Origin of the sequence: Rudaea sp. (assembly GCF_036383415.1) — a bacterium.
Lineage (GTDB): Bacteria > Pseudomonadota > Gammaproteobacteria > Xanthomonadales > Rhodanobacteraceae > Rudaea.
Genome location: NZ_DASVOK010000469.1, coordinates 1 through 17450, shown reverse-complemented (window position 1 = coordinate 17450; position 17450 = coordinate 1). Strand labels below are relative to the sequence as shown.

At 63.9% G+C, this 17450-nt stretch carries 20 protein-coding genes; 14 read left to right on the top strand and 6 right to left on the bottom strand.

Translation table 11 applies throughout. The features are described 5' to 3' along the window. On the bottom strand, positions 1-633 hold a 633-nt coding region (mutY, locus tag VF497_RS17080; protein ID WP_330890964.1), incomplete at its 3' end, for an A/G-specific adenine glycosylase. Then, entirely contained in the window at positions 630-1784 is a 1155-nt protein-coding gene (ftsY, locus tag VF497_RS17075; protein WP_330890962.1) for a signal recognition particle-docking protein FtsY, read from the bottom strand. The genes mutY and ftsY, both read right to left, overlap by 4 nt. A gap of 65 nt (positions 1785-1849) precedes the next feature. Here ftsY and rsmD point away from each other — a divergent pair, with 65 nt between their 5' ends. The 6 genes from rsmD (at position 1850) to VF497_RS17045 (ending at position 6458) form a co-directional block, all read left to right on the top strand. Beyond that, complete coding sequence (gene rsmD / locus VF497_RS17070) at positions 1850-2455, top strand: 16S rRNA (guanine(966)-N(2))-methyltransferase RsmD (RefSeq protein WP_330890960.1); 606 nt, start codon at positions 1850-1852, stop codon at positions 2453-2455. 27 nt (positions 2456-2482) lie between these two features. Beyond that, positions 2483-2995, top strand: a complete 513-nt coding sequence (gene coaD / locus VF497_RS17065) for a pantetheine-phosphate adenylyltransferase (protein ID WP_330890958.1) — start codon at positions 2483-2485, stop codon at positions 2993-2995. Between the two features lie 57 nt (positions 2996-3052). Continuing rightward, positions 3053-3601 carry a hypothetical protein gene (locus tag VF497_RS17060; protein WP_330890956.1) on the top strand — a complete coding sequence of 183 codons (549 nt, stop codon included), beginning with the start codon at positions 3053-3055 and terminating at the stop codon, positions 3599-3601. A gap of 148 nt (positions 3602-3749) precedes the next feature. After that, entirely contained in the window at positions 3750-4028 is a 279-nt protein-coding gene (locus VF497_RS17055; RefSeq protein WP_330890954.1) for a YfhL family 4Fe-4S dicluster ferredoxin, read from the top strand. Next, positions 4021-5736 (top strand): gamma-glutamyltransferase, encoded by a 1716-nt coding sequence (ggt, locus tag VF497_RS17050; protein ID WP_330890952.1) that lies wholly within the window; start codon positions 4021-4023, stop codon positions 5734-5736. Before VF497_RS17055 ends, ggt begins: the two co-directional genes overlap by 8 nt. 17 nt (positions 5737-5753) lie before the next feature. Beyond that, complete coding sequence (locus VF497_RS17045; protein ID WP_330890950.1) at positions 5754-6458, top strand: TMEM43 family protein; 705 nt, start codon at positions 5754-5756, stop codon at positions 6456-6458. A 10-nt stretch (positions 6459-6468) separates the two neighbouring features. Here VF497_RS17045 and VF497_RS17040 read toward each other — a convergent pair whose 3' ends face one another. Beyond that, entirely contained in the window at positions 6469-7005 is a 537-nt protein-coding gene (locus VF497_RS17040) for an NUDIX hydrolase (RefSeq protein WP_330890948.1), read from the bottom strand. Between the two features lie 129 nt (positions 7006-7134). On the opposite strand from VF497_RS17040, the gene VF497_RS17035 reads away from it, so the two are divergent. Next, complete coding sequence (locus VF497_RS17035) at positions 7135-8709, top strand: hypothetical protein (protein WP_330890946.1); 1575 nt, start codon at positions 7135-7137, stop codon at positions 8707-8709. Positions 8710-8739: 30 nt separating this feature from the next. Here VF497_RS17035 and VF497_RS17030 read toward each other — a convergent pair whose 3' ends face one another. Together VF497_RS17030 and VF497_RS17025 are read right to left on the bottom strand one after the other, a co-directional pair. Then, positions 8740-9633, bottom strand: coding sequence for a 5'-3' exonuclease (locus VF497_RS17030; protein WP_330890944.1), 894 nt, complete (start codon positions 9631-9633; stop codon positions 8740-8742). Positions 9634-9638: 5 nt separating this feature from the next. Then, complete coding sequence (locus VF497_RS17025) at positions 9639-10208, bottom strand: nitroreductase (RefSeq protein ID WP_330890943.1); 570 nt, start codon at positions 10206-10208, stop codon at positions 9639-9641. Between the two features lie 129 nt (positions 10209-10337). On the opposite strand from VF497_RS17025, the gene VF497_RS17020 reads away from it, so the two are divergent. From VF497_RS17020 to VF497_RS16995, 6 genes are read left to right on the top strand one after another with little or no spacing between them, the layout of a single operon-like run. Further along, complete coding sequence (locus VF497_RS17020; RefSeq protein WP_330890940.1) at positions 10338-11477, top strand: Re/Si-specific NAD(P)(+) transhydrogenase subunit alpha; 1140 nt, start codon at positions 10338-10340, stop codon at positions 11475-11477. Then, on the top strand, positions 11474-11782 hold the full coding sequence (locus VF497_RS17015) for an NAD(P) transhydrogenase subunit alpha (RefSeq protein WP_330890938.1): 309 nt from the start codon (positions 11474-11476) through the stop codon (positions 11780-11782). The genes VF497_RS17020 and VF497_RS17015 overlap by 4 nt, the downstream gene beginning before the upstream one ends. Continuing rightward, a complete protein-coding gene (locus VF497_RS17010) occupies positions 11782-13215 on the top strand; it encodes an NAD(P)(+) transhydrogenase (Re/Si-specific) subunit beta (protein WP_018971256.1) in 1434 nt (477 codons plus the stop codon). Before VF497_RS17015 ends, VF497_RS17010 begins: the two co-directional genes overlap by 1 nt. A gap of 26 nt (positions 13216-13241) precedes the next feature. After that, complete coding sequence (locus tag VF497_RS17005; RefSeq protein WP_330890935.1) at positions 13242-14453, top strand: hypothetical protein; 1212 nt, start codon at positions 13242-13244, stop codon at positions 14451-14453. Then, on the top strand, positions 14419-14772 hold the full coding sequence (locus tag VF497_RS17000) for a hypothetical protein (protein ID WP_330890933.1): 354 nt from the start codon (positions 14419-14421) through the stop codon (positions 14770-14772). Before VF497_RS17005 ends, VF497_RS17000 begins: the two co-directional genes overlap by 35 nt. 33 nt (positions 14773-14805) lie before the next feature. Beyond that, positions 14806-15069, top strand: a complete 264-nt coding sequence (locus tag VF497_RS16995) for a 4-oxalocrotonate tautomerase family protein (protein ID WP_330890931.1) — start codon at positions 14806-14808, stop codon at positions 15067-15069. Here the strand turns inward: VF497_RS16995 and VF497_RS16990 are convergent. Beyond that, complete coding sequence (locus tag VF497_RS16990) at positions 15066-15530, bottom strand: hypothetical protein (RefSeq protein ID WP_330890929.1); 465 nt, start codon at positions 15528-15530, stop codon at positions 15066-15068. The two genes, VF497_RS16995 and VF497_RS16990, sit on opposite strands and share 4 nt — an antisense overlap. Before the next feature lie 225 nt (positions 15531-15755). On the opposite strand from VF497_RS16990, the gene VF497_RS16985 reads away from it, so the two are divergent. Then, positions 15756-17288, top strand: a complete 1533-nt coding sequence (locus VF497_RS16985) for a GH39 family glycosyl hydrolase (RefSeq protein WP_330890927.1) — start codon at positions 15756-15758, stop codon at positions 17286-17288. Positions 17289-17450 lie beyond the last annotated feature (162 nt).

Genomic DNA, 17450 nt, shown 5'->3' with positions numbered 1-17450 from the left:
GCGGTGCGCGATGCAATCAGCGGCAAAAGGACAAGCATCGCAGCGCGGCTTCGCGCGCGTGCACACGGTTGCGCCGAGGTCCATGATCGCCTGCGTATAGTCGGCGACGCGCGCATTTGGCGTATGTGCTTCGGCGAGTTGCCACAGACGGTTTTCCGTCGCCGCTTCGCCGGGCCAGCCAGCGATGCCGTGGAAGCGGGCGAGCACGCGCTTGACGTTGCCGTCGAGAATCGCGCAGCGGCGATCGAAGGCCTGCGCCGCGATCGCGCCCGCGGTCGAGCGGCCGATGCCCGGTAGCGCGAGCAGTGCGTCGAAATCCTCGGGAAGCTCGCCTCTATGGCGTTCGACGCAGAGCTGCGCGGCGCGATACAGGTTACGCGCGCGGCTGTAGTAGCCGAGCCCGGACCAGAGCGCAAAGACCTCGTCTTCGGACGCCGCGGCAAGCGCTTTTATACTTTGCAACTTTTCCACAAAGCGCAAAAAGTACGGAATGACCGTGGTGACCTGGGTCTGCTGCAGCATCACCTCGGAAAGCCAGACGCGATACGGTGTGCGCGGGTGTTGCCAAGGCAGGTCGTGACGACCGTGCGCGTCGAACCAATGCAGCAGGCGAGGGGTGAAATCGTCGCTCACGTAGCCGCGGCTTCGCTATTGCCGAGGTTCGCCGGCAGCAGCGCGTCGACGAATGCGGCGGGTTCGAACTCGCGCAGGTCTTCGGCGGTCTCGCCGAGGCCGACGAAGCGGATCGGCAGGCCGAACTCCTTGGCCAGCGCGAACACCACGCCGCCCTTGGCGCTGCCGTCGAGTTTGGTGACGACGAGGCCGGTCACGCCGATCGCGGCACGGAACTGACGCGTCTGGTTGACCGCGTTCTGGCCCGTGGTGCCGTCGATCACGAGCAGCACTTCGTGCGGCGCCTCGGCGTCAAGCTTGCCGAGCACGCGGCGGATCTTGGCGAGTTCGTCCATCAGGCCCGCCTGCGTGTGCAGGCGCCCGGCCGTGTCGGCGATGAGTATGTCGAGCTGCTTCGAGCGCGCCGACTGCAGCGCGTCGAAGATCACGCTGGCCGAGTCCGCGCCCGAGCCTTGAGCGACGACGGGCACGCCATTGCGCTCGCCCCAGGTTTTGAGCTGCTCGACCGCGGCAGCGCGGAACGTGTCGCCGGCGGCGAGTGCGACGCCGTGGCCCCGGCTCTGGAAGCGGCGCGCGAGCTTGCCGATCGTCGTCGTCTTGCCGACGCCGTTGACGCCGACCATGAGGATCACGAACGGTTTCTTCGCTGCGTCGATGTGCAGCGGCTGGGCCACGGGTTGCAGCAGCGCGACGAGGTCGGCACGCAGCGCGGCGAGCAGCGCGTCGGCGTCGGCGAACTCGCGCTTGTTCATGCGTTTGCGCAGGTCATCGACCAACGCCGTCGTCGCGCTCACGCCGACGTCGGCGCCGATCAGCGCGGTTTCGAGTTCGTCGAGCAGCGCGTCGTCGAGCTTGGGTTTGCGCGCGAACAGGCTGCCTATGCTGCGGTTGAAGATGCTGCCGGCGAGGCGCTCGCGCCAGCTGCGTTTGGGCGGAGCAGACGGCGGGGTTGCCGACGAGGCAGCATCGCTCGCCGATTGCGTCGAATCCGCAGCTTCAGCGAATTCAGATTCAGCGGTGGTGCGCTGCTCGACGGTCGCGAGCGGCGGAGACGGCAACTCGTCGGTCAGCGCCTGCGGTTCCGCTTCGTTGCCCTCGACTGCGGATTCCAGGGTTTCCTCGGACGGCTTTTTCTTCCAGAACTTGAACATCTTCGCTGCGAATTGAAAGACAATGGCGCCATGCTAACACCCGCGCCGCCGCCGATTTTGGGCCGATGAGGTCGATCTCAAGCAATCCCCGCGCGATCGCGGCGCCCGGCAAGCTGCGCATTGTCGGCGGGGATCTGCGCGGATCGAAGCTCGCAGTTGCCGATTTCGAAGGCTTGCGGCCTACGCCCGATCGCGTGCGCGAAACGCTGTTCAACTGGCTCGCGCCGTACATCGCCGGTGCGCATTGCCTGGATCTTTTCGCCGGCACCGGCGTGCTTGGCATCGAGGCGCTGTCACGCGGCGCGGCGCAGGTCGATTTCATCGAGCGCGACGCTCGGCTCGCGCAGGCGTTGCGCGAAAATCTCGTGCGGCTGCGCCAGGAAAGCGGGCGCGTGCGCTGCGCCGATGCACTGGCCGTGCTGCGCGAACCGCCGGCGCAGCCCCGCGACCTCGTCTTCCTCGATCCGCCGTTCGCATCGAATCTGTGGGATGAGTCGGCGCAGCTGCTCGAGGCGAACGCGTGGCTCGCGTCCGCGGCGCTGATCTATGTCGAGTCGCCGCTGGAGCGGACGCTGCAATTGCCGTCCGCGTGGCAGCCGCATCGCGAGGGTCGCGCCGGCGCGGTGCGCTATGCGCTGTATCGCCGATCGGCTAAGCTTGCGCCCAGTTGAAGGCATTGCCCGAGCCGGACGCGACCCATGCCGAACCAGACCATTCCCGCCGAACGCGCACGCATCGCGATCTATCCGGGTACGTTCGATCCGATCACCAACGGGCATGTCGATCTGACTATGCGCGCGGCGCCGCTGTTCGAGCGCGTCATCGTCGCGGTCGCGGAAAGCCCGAACAAGGGGCCGGGCTTCAGTCTCGACGAGCGCATCGCGCTCGCGCGCGAAGCGCTTGCGGACATCGCGAATGTCGAAGTGCGCGGTTTTTCCTCGCTGCTCGCGCATTTCGTCGAGGATGTCGGCGCCGGCGTGATCCTGCGCGGCCTGCGCGCGGTGTCGGATTTCGAGTACGAATTCCAGCTTGCGAGCATGAACCGCCATCTGATCCCGCGCGCGGAAACCTTGTTCCTGACGCCCTCGGAGCAGTACAGTTTCATTTCGTCCTCGCTCGTGCGCGAAATCGCGCGCCTGGGCGGCGACGTGTCCGGCTTCGTCCATCCGGCCGTGCAGCACGCGATGCGCAAGCGCTGGGGGCATGTTTGAAGCGGATGCCCGGTTTTGCGTTCGACAGATTTCTTGCAATCAGTAACGGGAGATGAAATGAAAAAGTATACTTTTCGCATGATTGCGGCGCTCGCCGCCGTATTGCTGCTCGCCGCCTGCGGGCCGAGCGAAGAGGAGAAGGCCAAGGCTGCCGAAGCCGCCGCCAAGGCCGAGGCACTGGCCAAGGAAGCCGCCGCGCTCGTGATCCCGAAAGACACGATCGACAAGGCCGCGTGGGCGCCGTACTTCAAGGCGGTCGTGACCAAGTTCCTGCGCGACAACGCGTCGACGGTGAAGACCAACCATCCGTACGTCTACTTCATCCCGGGTGGCGACGACGATGCGGCCAAGGCCGATCGCCAGAACGGTCTCGACAATATCCAGACCACGGTGCAGCGCGGCGTTCTGCCCGGCGCGTTCATGGCCTTCGGTGGTCCGAACTCGACCTACACGGCCGACACGGCGATCGACGCGTTCAAGGACGCGAAGGACGGTTCGTTCAAAGGCGTGTTCATCCTGTTCATCGGCACGCCGGCGGATTCCGAGCGGGTCAAGCCTGCGGTCGAGAAGACCGGCGCGACGTACTATTTCGTCGAGTTGAAATAACGATTCGGCCCAAGAGCGCGTAGCGCGATTGGCATGCCGAATCGTCGTCCCGGCATTCCCTGTCGGGGCGACGTGGCTTTTTGTTGAAATGTGCGGACAGGGATGTCCGCTTTGTGATCTTCGCGATCAGGGATGAGAGCAAAAGTACATGTCCCTGATAATCCTCGACACCTGCGTCAACTGTGACGTCTGCGAACCGGTCTGCCCGAACCAGGCGATTGCGCTCGGCGCGGTCATCTACGAGATCGCACCCTCGCGCTGCACCGAGTGCGTCGGCCACTACGACACGCCGCAGTGCGTGGAGGTGTGCCCGGTCGAATGCATCATCATCGACCCGGCGCATGTGGAGTCGCGTGAAACCCTGCTTGAAAAATACCGCGTGTTGACCGCAGATCATGCGGACAAGCCGGAGCCGAACGATGCCTAGACGGATTTTGTATACTTTTTCCTTTGCCCTGATCGCTGTGGCCATGGGCGTGCAGGCGGCCGCGCCGCAGCAGGCCGAAGCCGCATCGAAACCGGGACATGCGGCGATCGCGAGCGCGCACAAGCTCGCGACCGAAGCCGGCTTCGAGGCGCTCGCCCAAGGCGGCAACGCGTTCGACGCGGCGGTCGCGGTTGCGGCGGCGCTGTCGGTGGTCGAACCGCAGAGTTCGGGCATCGGCGGCGGCGGCATGTTCCTTTTGCACGTTGCGGGCGACGGCAAGGCCGATTCAATCAAGGACGTTTTCGTCGATGCCCGCGAAACGTCACCGGCCGCGGTCGATGCGAAGGACTACCTCGCCGCGAACGGCGATCTCGACAAGGACCACTCGCTCAACGGACCGCTGTCGGCCGCGATTCCGGGCGAACCCGCCGGACTAGTCTGGCTGGCCGAACACTACGGCAAGCTGCCACTGGCGAAGTCGATGGCGCCGGCGATCCGCATCGCGCGTGCCGGCTTCGCGGTCGACAAGCGCTTCGTCGACGAGGTGCGCTATCGCAAGCCGATCTTCGAGCGCTATGCCGCGTCGAAGTCGCTGTTCCTCGTCAACGGCGAAGTGCCGCAGGCGGGCTGGGTGTTCAAGAATCCCGATATCGCCAAGATCCTGGAACTGATCGCGGCCAAGGGCAACGAGGGTTTCTACCGCGGCGAATTCGCCGCGCGCCTGGTCGACGACGTGAAGAAGAACGGCGGGCGCTGGTCGCTGGCCGATCTCGCGGACTACAAGGTCAAGGAGCGTGAGCCGATCTCGTTCAAGTATCGCGATTGGCAAATCGTCACCGCGCCGCCGCCGTCCTCGGGCGGCATCGCGATCGAGGAGATGCTCAACATCCTCTCCGGCTACGACCTCGCCAAACTCGACCGCGTGCACCGCACGCACCTGATCGTCGAGGCGATGCGCCGCGCCTATCGCGACCGCGCGCAGTACCTCGGTGATCCCGATTTCGTGAAGATGCCGCTCGATGAACTGAGCAGTCCCATGTACGCAGCCGGCCTGCGCTCGACGATCCATCCCGAAAAGGCGACGCCGAGCGACCTGCTGCCGCCGTACATGACGCCGCCGCAGGGCCCGCACACGACGCATTTCTCGATCATCGACAAGGACGGCAACCGCGTGTCGGCGACGCAGACGGTGAACTTCGTCTTCGGCTCGGGCATGGTCGTGCCGGGCACGGGTTTCCTGCTCAACGACGAGATGGACGATTTCGCCCTCGTCGCCGGCAAGCCCAATGTCTACGGCGTGGTCGGCACCGATGCGAACGCGCCCGCGGCCGGGCGCCGGCCGCTGTCGTCGATGTCGCCGAGTTTTGTCGTCGGTGCCGACCGCATCGGCGTGATCGGCACGCCGGGCGGCAGCCGCATCATCACGATGGTGCTCGAAGGCATCCTCGCCTTCATCGACGGCGAGCAGCCGGAGAAATTCGTCGGCAATCCGCGCTATCACCATCAGTACCTGCCCGATGTGATCTCGGCCGAGAAGAACGCGTTCAGCGCCGATGAAGTGAAAGCGCTCGAAGCGATGGGGCACAAGGTCAGCGAATCCGAACGCACCTGGGGCTTCATGAACGCGGTGAGCTGGGACCGCGCGACGAACAAACTGCACGCGGGCACCGATCCGCGGCAGACGTCCGGCGGCGCCGTGGTCAAGTAGGTCCGGTCGGGTTTGGCATGGCACGCAAGCGCAAGCAGAAGGTTTCGTCGCGCAGGATTGGCGTTTTCGTCGCGCTGATCCTGCTCGGCCTCGGTGCCATCTGGGCGTGGCAGCACCGCGTGCGCGTGCAGTCGGCGGTGTCGACCATCAGCGCCGAACTGCCGCTGCCGGCGCGCAAGACCGATGCGGCGCCCGAGGCAACTGCCGCGGTTCCGGTCAAGCTTGGTGGCAAACTCTCGGTAAAGCACGCGCCACGCGATACGCAACTCGGCATCGCCGCCGACGCGGCAATACTTTTGCGCATTGTGGAAATGTATCAATGGCACGAACGCTGTGAGCTGGCCGGTAGCGGATGCTCGTACGAGAAGTCGTGGTCGCCGGGGCAGGTCGATTCGCTGAGGTTCCGCGAGCCGAAAGGACACGAGAATCCGCCGGTACCGTTCGCCGACGCGCGCTTCGCCGCTGGCGAGATCAGACTCGGCGACCTTGTCGTTGATCCGAAAATGCTCGAAACGCAGGCGGCGCAGGATTATCCAGTCAAGGTCGGCGCGCTGCCACCGAACATGGCGGCGACGTTCAACGTCGTCGATGGCGTGCTCTACGCGGGCGGCGATGCGGCGCACCCGCAGATCGGCACCGTGCGCGTGCGCTATCGCATCGTGCCTGCGGGTGAGGTCGAGTTGAGCGGCATCAGGCGCGGCAACAAACTCGAAGCGAAATAGAAGAAGCTGATCAGCGGAACAGCGTTTCGCCGTGCTCGAGGAAATAGAGCCCGGCGAACAGCTTGGGATCGATCGAGTAGCCCTCGCGCATCTTGCCGATCAGCCAATGCGACGCGTCGGCTCGCGGCACTTCGTGCACGATGATGTCCTCGGTGTTGTCGCCGCCGCCGGCGTGCTCGCGCACGAGCCCGCGGGCGCGCACGAAGGCGATGACCTCGTTGCTCATGCCCGCCGACGACGGCCCTTCGGTGAGGTAGTCGATGTGCGCGGCACGGTAGCCGGTTTCCTCGAGCAGCTCGCGTTCGGCCGCGAGGATCGCGGACTCGTCGTGGCTGCCGGCAATGTCGCCGATCAGGCCGGCCGGCATCTCGATGGTTTTCGCCTGAATCGGTTCACGCCATTGTTCGACGAACAGGATCTTGTCCGTGTCGGTCAGCGCGATGATGATGACCGCGCCGCCCGGATTGGTGCGTTCGGCGTACTCCCAGCGTCCGCGCTTGAGCAGGCGCAGCCAGCGGCCCTCGTGAAGTACCTCGGTTGTCGTCATCGTGTACAATTTTCCGGATATTCCGCCGCCTGCAGGCGGCCTTGCGAACTTCATCGGTGCCGTGCGGTCTCTAGCGCGGCCCGACACCTTCCCGGCCGCATCGCTGCGGCCCGCCCAGACCAGATGCCCATGACAATCCGATTCTATCCGCTCATCGCCGTGCTCGCCCTGGCCGCCTGCTCGAAGCAGCCCGATACCGCTCCGGCACAGTCCGCGCCCGCGCCCGCGCCAGCGCCGGTCGCGCAGGAACAGGCCGCCCCGGCGCAACCGCAGACGCCCGAGGAAGCGGCCAAGGCCGAGATGGTGAAAAAGGCCGTGGCGTTGACGCAAGACCAGATCATGCAATCGCGCGATCCCAATTCGCTGAGCAAGCTCGGCCAGATCTACATGGACGCCGGCGAACCCGAGCATTTCATCTGGACGCTGCAGCGCCTGACCCAACTGTTCCCGAATTCCGGCGACCTGCGTCTGCAACTGGCGATGGCCTATGCCGGCGGCGAACAGAAGACGGAAACCTACGATACCCTGCTGCACCTGATCACCCAAGGCTACTACTACGACATCGCCAAGGATCCGCGCTTCGAAGGCGCGCACGGCACCAAGGTGTGGGACTACATCGTCAAGACCTTCGAGGACAACAACAAGCCGTTCGGCGAGGGCAAGGTCGCCTTCGACCTGCCGAAGACCGACAGCCTGTTCGAAGCCATCGCCTGGGATCCGAAACGCAAGCAGTTCCTCATCGGCAGCGTGCGCGATGGCGGCATCTACCTGGCCGACGGCAAAGGTGGGGTGAAGGAGTTCATCAAGGCTGATGTGGCCAACAGCCTCATGGCCGTGTTCGGTCTCGCCGTCGATGCCGCACATGATCGGCTCTATGCAATCAGCAACGGCGTGCCGCATTTCAATCATTTCGACGCGGCCATGGCCGGCAGCGCCGGTGTGTACGAATTCGTGTTGTCGAGCGGCAAGTTCGTGCGCAAAGCGATGCTGCCCGTCGACGATGGCAGGCATATCCTGTCGAGCATCACGATCGATGCGAATGGCAAGGTCTACGTCGCCGATGGCGTGGTGCAGCAGATCTACCGCCTCGACAGCGGCGAACTCAAGCTCGTCACTGGCAATCCCAGCCTCAGCGGGATCCGTGGCCTTGCCGTATCGGGCGACGGGCGCACGCTCTACTTTGCCGATGTGGCGCTTGGCCTGTTTGGCATCGACTTGACCCAAGGCAAGCCGTTCAACGTTGCCTACGATCCGGCCCGCCTCGCGCTCGGCGGCATCGACGGACTGTACTGGTACGACGGCACCTTGGTAGCGATCCAGAATGAAATGTCACCCAAGCGCGTGATGCGCCTGCGGCTCGGCGACAACGGTCACAGCATCGTTCAGGCGCAACCGCTGGACGCAGCGCAGGAGGCATTCAAGATGCCGACGATCGGAACCGTATCGGGTACCGACCTCTATTTCATCGCGAACAGCCAGAAAGCGCTTTACAGCGATCTCGGCGTGTTGACCGATGCGGGCAAGCTCGAACCCGTGCACATCTTCCGCACCAATATGCTCTATGCATGGAATCAGAAGGCGCCGGCGATGCCGGCAGCGCACAAGTACACTCCGGAGGAGATCGAGAAAATGCGCAAGACGCCGCCGAAGGGTTTCGCCCAGCCTTCGGGCGCAGCGACGCAAAAGCCGGCGACGAATCCCTGAGGTCGATCAGCGCATCGTCGCCGCGAGGATTCACCCGCCGGTCGGCGCAAGCTGACGACAGCGGGAACGCGTCAGCGGACCGAAGCGCAGGCGGTCGAACAGGGCATCGAGCTCGCCGTGGTCGGGCGCGCGCCAGCACATGGATTCGACGCCGCCCGGCAGCGGCGCATCGAGCACGATCGCCGACAGGCGTTGCGACAGCAGCGCCTGCTCGCGATGCGCCTTGATCTTCGCGTAGGCCTGGGCTGCGCCGCGGAAGCGCAGATACGGCACCTCTTCGATGCGCGTGAGTAGCGCGTCCAGCGAACCGAAATGCGCGAGCAGCGTCGCCGCCGTCTTTGGCCCCACGCCGGGTACGCCGGGGATATTGTCGACCGCATCGCCGGTCAGGGCGAGATAGTCGACAACCTGGTCAGGGCGCACGCCGAGGCGCTGCTTGACGCCCTGCGCATCCCAGCGCTCGTTCTTCGAGAAATCCCATTGTTCGTCGTGCGGGCCGATGAGCTGGCCGAAATCCTTGTCGGCCGAGATGATCACGTTGCGGAAATTTTCCTTGCGCGCCATCTCGACCGCACTGCCGATCAGATCATCCGCTTCGAGCTGTTCGTCCGTGAGCACGCAGACGCCGAGCGCCGCGGCAACTTGCTTGCAGTAGGCGAACTGCACCTTGAGCTCCGGCGGCGGCAATTCGCGGTTGGCTTTGTACTCGGGGTAGATCGCGTTGCGGAATGAGGACACGAGTGATTCGTCGAATGCCGCGAGCACGTGCGTGGGCCGCGCGCGTTCGAGGAAGTCGCAGAGGAAGCGCGTGTAGCCCTGCACCGCGTTGACCCGTGCGCCGTCGACGTCGTGGAATTCATCGGGCAGCGAATGCCAGGCGCGGAAGATATAGAGGCTCGAGTCAATCAGGTGCAGTGTCTGCATCGGATTCACAGCTTCAACTCGCTGACGACGTCGGCCAGAATCGGTCGCGGCCCTTCGACGGCGGGCTTCAGCACGGTGCCTATGTGTACGAAGCCGATCACGCGCTCGTTCGCGTCGAGTCCGAGCCGTGCGGCGGCATCGCGGTTGTAGGCTGCCCAGCCGGTCAGCCACTGCGCGCCATAGCCGAGTGCCTGCGCGCCGAGCAGCAGGTTGTAGGCGACGCAGCCGGCAGAAAGGATCTGCTCCTGCGCGGGGATTTTCGCATGGCGTTCATCGATACGCGCGATCACGCAGACGATCAGCGGCGCGAAGTTGTAGCGCTCGCGATCCTTCTCGAACACCGCCTCGGGAGCACCCGGTTCGATCCTGCGGTGAATTGCCGCAAGCGCCGCGCCGAGTTTCGCGCGCGCGTCGCCGCGGATCAGCAGCAGGCGCGTATGCATGAGCTTGCCGTGATCGGGCACGCGCATCGCGACGGCGAGCAGTTGTTCGAGTTGTTGCGCCGACGGCGCCGGCTCGCCGAGCTGGCGCGAAGGGACGGATAGACGGCTATTCAGAAAATCGAGTGCAGACATGCTTCGAGAGGGCCGATCGCGGCCTGCGGCGTGGGGCAGAGTGCAGGATAACATTGCGGCCAAAGGCGTATGGCATAAGCCTGCAAGCTCGGCTAGGATGAAGATTCGGTAGCCATCGGGGATTTGTGCATGAGCATCACGATCAGCACGGTACGCGAGACCGTGCCGGGCGAACGCCGCGTCGCCTTGACGCCGGACGTGGCGAAGAAGCTGAAGGCCAAGCGAGTCAACCTCGTGATCGAGCACGACGCCGGCAAGGCGGCGAGCTTTCCCGATGCCGCGTTCAAGGATGTCGACGTCGCGGACGATGCACGCGATGCGTTGGCAAAGGCCGACGTGCTGCTGACCGTGCAACCGCCGACGCTCGAGGAAATCGCCACGCTCAAGCCGGGTTCGGTCACGATCGGCTATCTGCAGCCACATCTCGCGCCCGAGCGCATCAAGGCGCTGCGCGATGCGAAGATCACGAGTTTCGCGATGGAACTGCTGCCGCGCACGACGCGTGCGCAGGCGATGGACGTGCTGTCCTCGCAGGCCAACATCGCCGGCTACAAGGCTGTGCTGATCGCTGCCGAAGCGAGCCCGAAATTTTTCCCGATGCTGACGACCGCGGCGGGCACGGTACGGCCGTCGAAGGCGCTGATCGTCGGCGCCGGCGTGGCCGGTTTGCAGGCGATCGCGACCGCACGCCGTCTCGGCGCGCAGGTCGAAGGCTTTGACGTGCGCCCCGAGACGAAGGAGCAGATCCAGTCGCTCGGCGCGAAGTACGTCGAGCTCGGCGTTAGCGCCGCGGGCACGGGCGGCTACGCGCGCGAGCTGACCGCCGAAGAGCGCGCGCAGCAGCAGGGCGCATTGGCCGAGCATATCAAGGGCGTCGACGTGATCGTCACCACGGCCGCCCTGCCGGGGCGCAAGGCGCCGCGCATCATCAGCGCCGACATGGTGCGCGGCATGAAGCCCGGCTCGGTCATCGTCGACATCGCCGCCGAGACCGGCGGCAACTGCGAGCTGACCGAACCCGGCAAGACCATTGTCACCGACAACGGCGTCACGATCATCGGTCCGGTCAACCTCGCCGCGACCACGCCGATCCACGCGAGCGAACTGTACGCGAAGAACCTGTACAACTTTCTTGAACTGTCGATCACCAAGGAGGGCGATCTCAACCTCGACTGGAACGACGAGCTGATCGCCAAGACCTGTGTGACCCACGCGGGCGAGATCAAACACGAGCCGACGAAGCAATTGGTGGAAGGAGCGCAATCATGATCGATGGATTCCTCGCGCTGTACCTGTTCATGCTTGCCGCCTTCACCGGCCACGAGATCATCTCGCGCGTACCGGTGATTCTGCACACGCCGCTGATGTCGGGCTCGAACTTCGTTCACGGCATCGTCCTCGTCGGCGCGATGATCGCGCTCGGCGAGGCGACGACCTGGTGGCAGCAGGTGATCGGATTCATCGGCGTGTTCCTCGGCGCTGGCAACGCGGCCGGCGGCTACGTCGTCACCGAGCGCATGCTCGAGATGTTCAAGTCGTCGAAGAAGCCGGCGGCCGCCGGGGAGGCCAAGTGATGGAAGCGGCCCAGATCGTTTCGTTGCTGATCCAGGCGAGCTATTTCGTCGCCGCGGTGCTGCTGATCCTTGGCATCAAGCGCATGTCCTCGCCGGTGACCGCACGCAGCGGCATCCAGTGGGCCGGCATCGGTGTGCTGATCGCGGTGGTTGCGACGTTCTTCCATAGCGAAGTTCCCGGCCATGTGCTGATCGAGAACGCGGCGCTGATCTTCATCGCGATCGCCGCCTCGACCGCGATCGCGTGGATCTGGGGCAAGAAGGTCGCGATGACCGACATGCCGCAGATGGTCGCGCTGTACAACGGCATGGGCGGCGGCTCGGCTGCGGCGATCGGCGCGGCCGCTCTGCTCGGCGCGGCGACGCAGACCCACTTCGAGAATCACCTGACCACGACGCAAACCCTGCTTGCGGTGATCGGCGCACTGATCGGCTCGATCTCGATGACCGGCTCGATCATCGCTTGGGCCAAGCTCGATGGGCGCATGGACAAAACCTTCCGTTTCGGCGGGCAGAAGCTCGTCAACGGCGCCTGCTTCCTTGCCGCGTTGCTGATCGGCCTCTACTCCGTGTGGCATCTGCAGACGCAGTGGATCGTGCTGTTCTTCGCCCTCGCGTTGCTGTTCGGTGTACTGATGACGCTGCCGATCGGCGGCGCCGACATGCCCGTGGTGATCTCGCTGTACAACGCGTTCACCGGCCTCGCGGTCGGCTTCGAAGGCTACGTGCAGGGCAATATCGCGCTGATCATCGCCGGTACCGTGGTTGGCGCCGCGGGTACGCTGCTCACAAGGCTGATGGCCAAGGCGATGAACCGATCGATCGCGAACGTACTGTTCTCGAATTTCGGCGGCGGCGGCGCGAGCGCGCAGGAGATCAAGGGCTCGCAAAAGCCGATCGAGGCCGACGATGCTGCCTCGCTGCTGTACATGGCCGACAACGTCATCATCGTGCCCGGCTACGGCATGGCCGTGGCCCAGGCGCAGCACAAGATCTGGGAGTTGTCGAAGAATCTGATCGCGCGCGGCAAGAGCGTGAAGTTCGCGATCCATCCGGTCGCCGGCCGCATGCCCGGCCACATGAACGTGCTGCTTGCTGAGGCCGGCGTGCCGTACGACCTGATCGCCGACATGGATGACATCAACCCGGAGTTCCCGAACTGCGACGTCGCCATCGTCATCGGCGCCAACGACGTGGTCAATCCGGCCGCGAAGACCGACAAGTCCTCGCCGATCTACGGCATGCCGATTCTCGACGTCGCCAACGCGAAGAAGACCATCGTCATCAAGCGCGGCAAGGGCACCGGTTTCGCCGGCATCGAGAACGAGCTGTTCTACCAGGACAACACGAACATGCTCTACGCCGACGGCCAGGACGCGGCGAACAAGCTGATCGCCGGACTCAAGGCGGTCGACGGCGGAGGCGGGCACTAACGACGCGGATCGTGAAAGGTCTTTGCTTGACTGATACAGGCAAAAGATCCTTCGAGCAGGCGCAGCACGATCTTGCGCTGCGCTACGGTGTCGATCTTCCGGAGCTGCGGAAACCCAAGCTCGAACTGCCTGCGTTTTTCGTAGGTTCCTGTGCCCGCATGCTGTTTTCGCCAAGCGGCGATTATCTGTTCGTGAAGACCAACAGTGGATGTTTCCTTTGGGACGTCCTGCGTGGCGTGAAGTTGCTGCGTTTCGAGGGCGCGGTGCAGAATCCTTGGGAGTTCGCGTTTTCCCCTGATGGCAGCGAACTGCTGATGCGCAATGAGCAGTCGGAATTCGCGCGCTTCGCGATTCCAAGCGGCGAATTGCTGGTCAAGTTCAAGGCTCAATACGGCATGGCTCGGCTGGACGGCAGCGGCTGCTTCGGTCCGGATCGGCGCACCGTGTTGCAGTTGGCGCATGGGGGAATGTTTCTCTTGCTGGATGCCAACGATGGCAAGATTCTGCATCAGCGCCAATTGGAAAAGACCGGTGTCGCCGGTGAGGTGTACTGGCTGCCGGATCGCGGTGAAGTAATTGTTGCCCAAAGCAGTCATGTGAATCGGCTCAACGTTGCTGCGCCGTGCGCGCTGTGGCGCTGGCGTTGGCCGCTGACCGAGCATGATCCTCAGCGTCTGCCGCGCGAGTGGGTCGGACTGAATACCGGAATGTCCGGCGACCGATGCAAGTTGCTGTTGCATCACCGGCGCGATGCGCATCATGAAGACGAATTCATCATCGATGTGGCGACTCTTGACACGCTGATGGTTGAACGTAGCTTTGCCTGCGGCGGTTCGGCGTTGCCGTTTCCGAGCTTGTCGCATGATGGCGCAGCTTGGGCCGTTTCGGCTGGGGACACGATCCAAGTCGGTATCAGCGACGAGCGCCTGGAGTTGCCGGTGCGTGCAGGGCAAGTGCAATTTCATCCCACGCGCGATCTCGTCGCCGTGACGGGCGAGATGGGTTTTGTCATGCTGCGCGCGCAATTGGCTGCGATGATTCCTCTTCTGCAAAAATGCGACGACGAGCGTGAACTGACGCAGCGAGGCTACGCGCGCGCAACCAGATTGCCCGGCAATCAAGCCATCGCGTATCATCGTCTATGCGCGGCCCGGAGCGTATTTGTTTCAATCAGAACGCTGGGATGGACGCCAATATCGAGCGTTGGCGCGCGCTGTCGAAGTATTCGAATCGGCTGATATCGATGCGCAGGTCGCTGCGGTTGATGCGGCCCTCATGCGTTCGCACGCGGGCGAAGGGGATCTTGATTCCGGGACCACGGGCGACGCACGAGGCTTCTCCGGCGGTGTAGTTGTGGCGCCAGAACCGGGCTGGGCGTCGGCAGTTGCCGTGGCGTTTGCATCCGACGTCATTGACCTGTGGCCGCTCAAACCGCGCGGCGCACAGGGCTTCGAGTACAAGTGGTATCCCGTTGCTGCGTTGCCGCCGGACTTGCGCGGTGCGAGGCTATGGCGCGCCATTGCCAAGATGCTCATTCACTTTAAGCCACGCAAATGAGCGTGTTCTTATTGCGGCAGTTCGGCGATCCCGATGGTCAATCCAAACAGCGGTCGTTACAGAGGAAATACCATGCCCTACGTCAACATCCGCATCACGCGTGAAGGCGCGACCGAGGCGCAGAAGGCCGAGCTGATCAAAGGCGCGACCGAGCTGCTGCAGCGCGTGCTTGGCAAGAATCCGAAGACAACCATCGTCGTGATCGACGAAGTGCCGATGGAGAACTGGGGCATCGCCGGGTTGCCCGTAGAGGAATTTCGCAAACAGAATCCGGGCTCGGCGCCGAAATCGGGTTAGCTGTCGTCGCTTGTTTGACGACTTGGGCTGCGCAATCGAGCGACGGCCACGCCGCCGACCATGGCCAGCGCCAGCGCGATCCAATCCGGAGCGCGCAAATTCGCCCAGGCGATATCGGCGGTCAGGCTGAATCCGGCCTTGAACAGCGCTTCGCGCAGCGGCAGGCCCATCGAATCGGCGATGCGCACTGCGCCGAACAGGTACTGCGCATAGGCGAATGCGATCAGCACCGCAAGCAGCGTGCAGGCGATCGCCGCTCCTTCGCGATAGCCCTGCCAGCGCGCGGACACGGCGAGCACGATCGCGATCGGCACGATCCAGAACAGCGCGAACCACGGCAGCCACAGCGAGAGAAAACACCAGGCGACGCCTCCGGCCATGCCCCCAAGCAAGGCGGAGACAAGGATCGCGATCGCGCCGGGTGCGGTGCGGTTCGATGGGTTCGGGACGGAAAAATTCACGGGCATTTGATGATCGATGTCGGGATTCCTCGCAATTATCCAGCGAATCGTGCCCCGCGTCGCGCACATAAAACAGGAATTCGGTCACACGGGGAAATATCGCTGTGACGCCAATGTAAACGTTTTCATTGCTTCGTTTTACTGCTACGCTAGCGACCATCGCGGGCTGCCGATCGGCAGGTCGGCGAGCGAACATGCAATCAGAAAAATAGTCGGGGAGTAGCCATGAAGAATTCCACGGGTGCATCGAAACTCAAGCTCGGCCTGTTGTCGCTCGCGCTCGCCGCGGCGTCGCCGGTGCTGTGTGCGCAGACCGTCGAGATCGACGCTGCGGCGAAGGCGCGCGCGTTCCCGCATTTCTGGGAACAGAGCTTCGGCTCGGGCCGCGCGATCCTTGCGCTGCGCGATTCGTACCGGCAGGACATCCGCGCGGTGAAAGCCGCGACCGACTTCAAATACGTGCGCTTCCACAACATCTTCCACGACGAAGTCGGCATCTACGACGAGGACGCGCAGGGCAAGGCCGTCTACAACTGGTCCTACGTCGACCAGATCTACGATGGCCTGCTCGCCGACGGCGTGAAGCCCTTCGTCGAGCTGTCGTTCATGCCGAAGAAACTCGCCTCGGGCGAATTCTGGCATCCGTTCTGGTACCACCCGAACATCTCCGAGCCGAAGGACTACGCGAAGTGGGATGCGATGATCCAGGCGTTCGCCAGGCACTTGATCGAACGCTACGGCATCGATGAAGTATCGACTTGGCTGTTCGAGGTGTGGAACGAACCGAATATCGGCTTCTGGGCCGGATTCCCGCTGCAGAAGACGTACTGGACTCTTTACGACCACACCGCGCTCGCGCTCAAGGGCGTCGACAAGCGCCTGCGCATCGGCGGGCCGTCGACGGCGCAGGCCGCGTGGGTCGCCGAGTTCATCAAGCATTGCAAGGATAAAAATATACCTTTCGACTTCGCCTCGACCCATGTCTACGGCAACGACACCGCGGACAATGTGTTCGGCACGAACGAGGAGATTCCTCGCGACAAGATGGTCTGCCGTGCAGTGAAGAAGGTGCATGAGGAAATCAAGAAGTCGGCAGCGCCGAATACGCAACTGGTCTGGAGCGAGTTCAACGCCGCCTACGACAACACCACGCAGGTGACCGACTCGACCTACATGGGGCCGTGGATGGCCTCGACGATTGCGCAGTGCGACGGCCTCGTCGACATCATGTCCTACTGGTCGTTCTCCGACGTGTTCGAGGAGCAGGGCGTGGTCAAGACGCCGCTGTACGGTGGCTTCGGTCTGATTGCCGCAGACAACCTGCCCAAGCCCGCGTACAACGCGTTCAAAGTGTTGCACAAGCTCGGCGACGAGCGCATTGCGGTTCCGTCCGACTCGGTACTGGCGACGCGCAACAAGGATGGCTCGCTCGTGCTCGCGCTGTGGAATTACGCGCCGTCCGGCCTGGACCAGGCCGCGGACAAGGCCGACAAGGCGAAGAGCGCGCCGGTCACGCTGACGCTCAAGCTCAGGAACTCGAAGGCGACCTCGGCGCAGGTTTCGCGCGTCGACCGCGAGCATGGCGACTTGCGTCCGGCCTACGAGAAGATGGGCTCGCCGCGTTATCCCACGCCTGTTCAGCAGAAGGAACTGCGCAAGGCTGCCGAATTGCCCGCGCCCGAATCGATCGCGATCAAGGACGGTACGTTGACGATCACGCTGCCGCCGCAAGGCTTGGCCGTCGTCGAGATCAAGTAAGCGCGATGAAGCGTTCGTTACCGTTTCGGCGGTAGCGAGCCCACGAAATCGAGTGCTGCGCGGACCAGTCGTCGGCGCAGCGCGTCGTCGCCGCAGGTTTCCGGCGATACGCGCACCCAGCCCTGCATTGCACGTCCGCGCATGATGGCGCGCTCGATGCCC

Bases quoted from the DNA above. Each gene is read 5' to 3' on its own strand.
- ftsY (WP_330890962.1), bottom strand. From the start codon at position 1,784: ATGTTCAAGTTCTGGAAGAAAAAGCCGTCCGAGGAAACCCTGGAATCC.
- rsmD (WP_330890960.1), top strand. From the start codon at position 1,850: ATGAGGTCGATCTCAAGCAATCCCCGCGCGATCGCGGCGCCCGGCAAG.
- coaD (WP_330890958.1), top strand. From the start codon at position 2,483: ATGCCGAACCAGACCATTCCCGCCGAACGCGCACGCATCGCGATCTAT.
- VF497_RS17060 (WP_330890956.1), top strand. From the start codon at position 3,053: ATGAAAAAGTATACTTTTCGCATGATTGCGGCGCTCGCCGCCGTATTG.
- VF497_RS17055 (WP_330890954.1), top strand. From the start codon at position 3,750: ATGTCCCTGATAATCCTCGACACCTGCGTCAACTGTGACGTCTGCGAA.
- ggt (WP_330890952.1), top strand. From the start codon at position 4,021: ATGCCTAGACGGATTTTGTATACTTTTTCCTTTGCCCTGATCGCTGTG.
- VF497_RS17045 (WP_330890950.1), top strand. From the start codon at position 5,754: ATGGCACGCAAGCGCAAGCAGAAGGTTTCGTCGCGCAGGATTGGCGTT.
- VF497_RS17040 (WP_330890948.1), bottom strand. From the start codon at position 7,005: ATGACGACAACCGAGGTACTTCACGAGGGCCGCTGGCTGCGCCTGCTC.
- VF497_RS17035 (WP_330890946.1), top strand. From the start codon at position 7,135: ATGACAATCCGATTCTATCCGCTCATCGCCGTGCTCGCCCTGGCCGCC.
- VF497_RS17030 (WP_330890944.1), bottom strand. From the start codon at position 9,633: ATGCAGACACTGCACCTGATTGACTCGAGCCTCTATATCTTCCGCGCC.
- VF497_RS17025 (WP_330890943.1), bottom strand. From the start codon at position 10,208: ATGTCTGCACTCGATTTTCTGAATAGCCGTCTATCCGTCCCTTCGCGC.
- VF497_RS17020 (WP_330890940.1), top strand. From the start codon at position 10,338: ATGAGCATCACGATCAGCACGGTACGCGAGACCGTGCCGGGCGAACGC.
- VF497_RS17015 (WP_330890938.1), top strand. From the start codon at position 11,474: ATGATCGATGGATTCCTCGCGCTGTACCTGTTCATGCTTGCCGCCTTC.
- VF497_RS17010 (WP_018971256.1), top strand. From the start codon at position 11,782: ATGGAAGCGGCCCAGATCGTTTCGTTGCTGATCCAGGCGAGCTATTTC.
- VF497_RS16995 (WP_330890931.1), top strand. From the start codon at position 14,806: ATGGTCAATCCAAACAGCGGTCGTTACAGAGGAAATACCATGCCCTAC.
- VF497_RS16985 (WP_330890927.1), top strand. From the start codon at position 15,756: ATGAAGAATTCCACGGGTGCATCGAAACTCAAGCTCGGCCTGTTGTCG.